The sequence below is a fragment of the Streptomyces sp. NPDC002623 genome, from assembly GCF_053592635.1.
In genome coordinates this window covers 1-4979 of the sequence record NZ_JBSFWB010000094.1, presented here as the reverse complement: position 1 = coordinate 4979, position 4979 = coordinate 1, and the positions used below count along the sequence as shown (strand labels likewise).

The 4979-nt window shown below is 69.7% G+C and carries 4 protein-coding genes and 1 pseudogene; 2 read left to right on the top strand and 3 right to left on the bottom strand.

The window, feature by feature from the left end; genetic code table 11:
* A pseudogene (locus tag ACWD4O_RS48575) lies at window positions 1-105 on the top strand (class I SAM-dependent methyltransferase); the annotation flags it as partial.
* A 26-nt stretch (window positions 106-131) separates the two neighbouring features.
* On the opposite strand, the gene ACWD4O_RS48570 reads toward ACWD4O_RS48575, so the two are convergent.
* From ACWD4O_RS48570 to ACWD4O_RS48560, 3 genes are all read right to left on the bottom strand, one after another.
* Window positions 132-1673 (bottom strand): DHA2 family efflux MFS transporter permease subunit, encoded by a 1542-nt coding sequence (locus ACWD4O_RS48570; RefSeq protein WP_451289570.1) that lies wholly within the window; start codon window positions 1671-1673, stop codon window positions 132-134.
* Between the two features lie 458 nt (window positions 1674-2131).
* On the bottom strand, window positions 2132-2974 hold the full coding sequence (locus ACWD4O_RS48565) for a dienelactone hydrolase family protein (RefSeq protein ID WP_451289571.1): 843 nt from the start codon (window positions 2972-2974) through the stop codon (window positions 2132-2134).
* Between the two features lie 49 nt (window positions 2975-3023).
* Window positions 3024-3686, bottom strand: coding sequence for a Tat pathway signal sequence domain protein (locus tag ACWD4O_RS48560; RefSeq protein WP_451289569.1), 663 nt, complete (start codon window positions 3684-3686; stop codon window positions 3024-3026).
* A 358-nt stretch (window positions 3687-4044) separates the two neighbouring features.
* On the opposite strand from ACWD4O_RS48560, the gene ACWD4O_RS48555 reads away from it, so the two are divergent.
* Window positions 4045-4788 carry a TetR/AcrR family transcriptional regulator gene (locus tag ACWD4O_RS48555; protein WP_451289568.1) on the top strand — a complete coding sequence of 248 codons (744 nt, stop codon included), beginning with the start codon at window positions 4045-4047 and terminating at the stop codon, window positions 4786-4788.
* Window positions 4789-4979: the final 191 nt, after the last annotated feature.

Below are 4979 nucleotides of genomic sequence, written 5' to 3'. Positions count from 1 at the left end.
AGCCTGTCGCTCCTCGCGGCCGAACAGGGACACCGGGTGACAGGCGTCGATCTCTCCCCGGCCATGATCGACCTGGCCCGCGCCAAACTCGCCGGCGCCTCGGCGGGCGGCGGCTCTCGCGGTGTTCGGGGTCAGCCCATGTGCACCGGGGCCGCCTCGCCCTCGGCGTGGTGCTGCCTGCCGGCGTTCACGGCGAACGCGGTGACGGCCAGGCCCGCCAGGAACATCGCGCCGGCGGCCACGAACGCCATGGTGTAGCCGTGGGTCACCGCGTCCCCGGCCCTGGCGACCAGGGCGAAGTCCTTGGTGGCCAGGCCCCGGTAGAGGTTGGCGGCCGCCTCGGGGAGCTTGTCGTCGGCCGCCGACGTGGAGATCGTCGACAGGACGGCGAGGCCGAGGGCGCCGCCGATCTGCTGGGCGGTGTTCAGCAGCGCGGAGGCGACACCCGTGTCCTGGTGATCGACGCCGCTGACCGCGCCGAGCGTCATCGGGACGAAGCTCATGCCCAGTCCGAGGGCGGTCACGAACATCGCGGGCATGAGGTGGGCCGCGTAGGAGGAGTCCGGTTCCAGGGTGGCGAACCAGAACATGCCCGCGGCGGCGACCAGCAGACCGGGCCCGGCGATCAGCCGGGGCGCGTAGTGGGCGACCAGCTTGGAGCTGATGCCCGCGGCCGCCGCCATCCCGAAGCTGAAGGGGAGGTAGGCGAAGCCGGTCTTCACCGGGCTGTAGCCCAGGATGAGCTGCATGTAGAGGGTGAGGAAGTAGAAGGTGGCGAACATGCCGGAGCCGATGAACAGCATCGTGGCGTAACTGCCCGAGCGGTTGCGGTCCTTGAACAGACGCAGGGGCATCATCGGGTCCGCGGTACGGGCCTGGAGGAACAGGAAGGCGACGAGCAGTACGGCGGCGACCGCGAAGGAGGCCAGGGTCAGGCCGTCGGTCCAGCCGTGCTCGCCGCCGCGTGTGATGCCGTAGACGAGGGAGATCAGGCCGCCGGTGCCGGTGACGGCGCCGGGCACGTCGAGGCGGCCGGGGTGCCGCTCGGCCTCGACCAGGGTCCTGGTGCCGGCCAGGACGGCCAGGCCGATGGGGATGTTGACGAAGAACACCCAGCGCCAGTCGAGTACGTCGGTCAGTGTGCCGCCGAGCAGCAGGCCGACCGTGGCGCCGACACCGCCCATCGCCGCGTACACGCCCATCGCCGTGTTGCGCGACCTGCCCGCCGGGAAGGTGGTGGTGATGAGGGCCAAAGCGCTGGGCGCGGCGAGTGCGGCGCCCACACCCTGCAGGATGCGGGCGCCGATCAACAGCTCCTCGTTCGGGGCGAGTCCGCCCAGCAGCGAGGCAATGGTGAAGACGACGATGCCGACCTGGAACATCCGCCGACGGCCGAACAGGTCACCGGCCTTGCCGCCGAGCAGCAGCAGGCCGCCGAAGGCGAGGGCGTAGGAGTTGACGATCCACGCGAGGTTCGCGTCGGACACGCCCAGGTCGGTCTGGATGGCGGGCAGGGCGATGTTGGTGATCGTGGCGTCGAGGACCACCATCAGCTGGGCGGCCGCGATCACGACCAGGGCGAGGCCCAGATGACGGCCTCCCCCTGACGAGGTCTCTGACGCCTCGGTGTCCCCCCGCGAGGACGCGGTGGTTGCGGTACTGCCTGCAGACATTGACGTGCTCCAAATATGGATTGAAGAATTCCCCGGCCGGACACACGACAGGAAGAGAAGTCGCATTCCTTTTCGGGAAAAGAGGTCAGGGTGGACCCTCATGGAAAAGATGGGGAACACCCGCCATGCAATCCGAGACGGCACGCCAGAACGGCATGTGACCTGAACTCGGGACGAGCCAGAAGCTTAACATCCCGAAGTCGCAGGTGACGGCACTGATCAGCACTCACAATGTGACCATGGTCGCGCTTGACACCACCGCTCGACTTGTGGGCACAAGAGGCCGGATTAAAGCTGTGCCCACACAGCGGCTCACGAGTCAAGCGCAATATTCGAGCATTCTGCGAGTTGCATTTGCGGCCCCTTTCACAGGCCGCGCCCGGCTCCTGACGGCCGTATGCAGGACGCGGCAGGCACGGGCGGCCTTGAGGGCCCGTGCCTGCCGCGCTCCGGTGGGGTTACAGCGGACAGGTGTTCAGGAAGGCGACGGTGTTGGGGTCGTTGGGGATCGGGCAGAGGAACTGGTCGTAGCGGGTGTCGTTGTCGATGAAGCGTTTGAGCCAGGCGATGCTGTATTCGGCGACCGTGGTGTTGGCGGCGGCGAAGGTGAAGTGGTCGGCGTTCCTGAGTTCGACGAACGCCTTGTTGCGGACGTTCGTCAGCTCGTTGTAGGCGGGCAGGGCGAAGGTGGAGACGGGGGCGACGGTGTCGCCGTCGGCGCCGAAGATCATGGTGGGTACCTTGATCTGGCCGGCGGGGTTGGTGATGTCCCAGGGCGCCAGTGCGATGGCCGCCTTGAGCGACGGGGTGCTCGCCGCGCTCTCCAGCGTGCCGCCGCCGCCCATCGACCAGCCCATCACGGCCGATCGCTTGGGGTCGATCCTGTTCTTCACCACGCTCTGGGTCGTCAGATAGGTGAGCGCGGCGAGTTGCTGATTGCTGCGGTCGGTCGGGAAGTCCCACAGCGCGTTGCTGTCCAGGGTCATCACCACGAAGCCCTGGGAGGCCAGCCGGGGCCCGTACCAGGCGATCTCCGCCTGCGGGGCGACGAAGCCCGGCATGATGACGACGGAGCCGAAGGTGCCCTGACTCGAGTCGATGGGGAAGTAGACGGTGCCGGTGTTGAAGCCCGGCCCGCTGCCGGACGGCACGGTGACCGAGGCGACGGTGAACGGACCGGTCTCGGCGGTGATGCTCGCCCAGGTCGGGGCCGGGCCGCGCTCGTAGGGGTTGGCGGGGGCGGCCTGGGCAGGGGCCGCGAGGGCGAGGGCCAGCGAGGCGAGGACGGCGAAGATGGCCATGAGCGCCCGGGACGAGAACAGTTTCACGGGAGTCCTCTCGGACGGGCCGTCAGTTGGTGTAGACGGCGGGGGCGCCGTCGACGCTGCTGTCGACCACCGGGGCGTAGGTGGCCGAGAAGTAGCCCTTGCCGGTGCACAGCAGCGAGCCGGAGACCTTGCTGAACACCTGGTCGGTGAAGGTCAGGCTGGTGTCGCCGTTGGAGCTGACCGCGGAGAGGCTGGGCGCCTGGTAGACGCAGCTGACGGAGCCCAGCAGGGTGGAGAGCACCACCGTGGTCTGGATGGCGCCGCCCGAGGCCGGGGTCACCGTGACGGTGCCGTCGGAGGCGGCGGAGGTGGTGTAGGGCATGTCGTTGACGGTGATGCTCTGCACCCCGCGGACGCCGAAGACGTTGCTGGTGCAGCCGCTGAAGGTCTGGGCGGTGGCGGACTCGGTGGCGGCGCCCGGCGCGGCGGGGTTGTCCGTCACCGTGGCGGAGAGCGTCGAGCCGGTGCAGGTGATGCCGGAGGTGCCGGTGCCGCTGGTGGCGAGGGTGGCCGTGGTGCCGTTCGCCAGCGAGGCGGTGAGCACGTCGCCCACGGAGACGGCGTTGCCGGCGGCGCTGCCGTAGGTGAGCACGGCGTCGTCCGCCGAGGCGGCGGTGGCGGGGAGGAAGACCAGGGCCGTCAGGGCGGCCGTGGCGGCGAGGGCGGGGACGGTGTGTCTGCGCATGCGGGGTCCTCTGGTACAGGTGCGGGTGGCGAGGGCGGGTCGCCGATCCCCGGCTCGGGGTGAAGGCGGTGACCCGCGCGGGGTGGTTCCCGAACTGCGGGAACGACCGGACCAGTGCGCGTCTCCGACCTCGGATCAGGGACGCGAGCACACTTGTTGGCGGCCTTGCGGGTGCGTGACACTGTCGGCTTCAGCGGGTCTCCGGCCGCAGGTCCGCGCAAGAAGAAAACCTGTGAGAGTTGTAAACCTGACGGGTATTCAAGTCAAGACAGTGCGTGCAAGTCGGTGCGTGCATTTCGGTGTGCGTAGATCGGTGTGCGTAGATCGGTGTGCGCGAGTTCCCGAGGAAGGATGTGGAATGGCAACAGGCCCGTCGGTTGCGCCCGCGCCGGTGCTGCCCGGTACGCGTACGGGACGCGACCCGGAGCGTTCGCTGCGCCGAGGACCGCGCCGCACCTCTGCCGAGGCGGTCGCCGCCAACCAGCGCGACCGGCTGCTCGACGGATTCGTCCGCACCGTCGCCCAGGTCGGCTACGCCCGCACCCGGGTCAGCGACATCTGCCAGGCGGCCGGCGTGACCAGGCCGGTCTTCTACGAGCTCTTCAAGGGCAAGGAGGACGCCTTCCTCGCCGCCCACCGCTACGGCACGGCGATGGTCGTCAAGGCCATGGAGGAGGCGCACGCCCGGACCTCCGACTGGCCCGGCGCGGTGCGCGCCGGGCTCGGCGCGCTGCTCGGCATCCTCGCCGAGGCGCCCGCGTTCGCGACCATGGCGATGGTGGAGATCGACGCGGTCGGCCCCGCCGGGTGGGAAGCGCGCGAGGCACTGCTGATCCGCTTCCGGGACTTCTTCACCGACGTTCCCGAGAGCGGACTTCCTCTCCCCACCGAGGAGTTGGTCGACATCGTGGTCGGCGGAGCGTACTCCGCGATCCACCGGCGGATCGCCGCCGGCCGGACTGCCGAGCTGCCCGGCCTGCTGCCCGGACTGACCTTCTCCGTGCTGGCCCCCTTCCTCGGCCCGGAACGCGCCGCCGCCCACCTCGCCGACCTGGCGCACCGGGGCTGCGAGCGTCATGGCCACCACGGCACCGGCTGCTGACGTCCCAACACACTAGATCGCCGTGCGATACCTGCGTTAGCCACCGGATTGACAAACGCGGTCCCGGTTTTCCTCGGCAGGTGAGCATCAGCCGCCGCGGACGGGTGCCGGCGCCGGCCGGGGGTTCTCGCGGGGCGGCCCGGAGGTCGCGCCGGCCCGCAGGGCCAGTTCCAGCTCGAAACGGGTCTCCG

What these genes read in the sequence shown, in the direction of transcription:
- ACWD4O_RS48555 (WP_451289568.1), top strand. Translation starts at nt 4,045, where the DNA reads ATGGCAACAGGCCCGTCGGTTGCGCCCGCGCCGGTGCTGCCCGGTACG.
- ACWD4O_RS48570 (WP_451289570.1), bottom strand. Translation starts at nt 1,673, where the DNA reads ATGTCTGCAGGCAGTACCGCAACCACCGCGTCCTCGCGGGGGGACACC.
- ACWD4O_RS48565 (WP_451289571.1), bottom strand. Translation starts at nt 2,974, where the DNA reads ATGGCCATCTTCGCCGTCCTCGCCTCGCTGGCCCTCGCCCTCGCGGCC.
- ACWD4O_RS48560 (WP_451289569.1), bottom strand. Translation starts at nt 3,686, where the DNA reads ATGCGCAGACACACCGTCCCCGCCCTCGCCGCCACGGCCGCCCTGACG.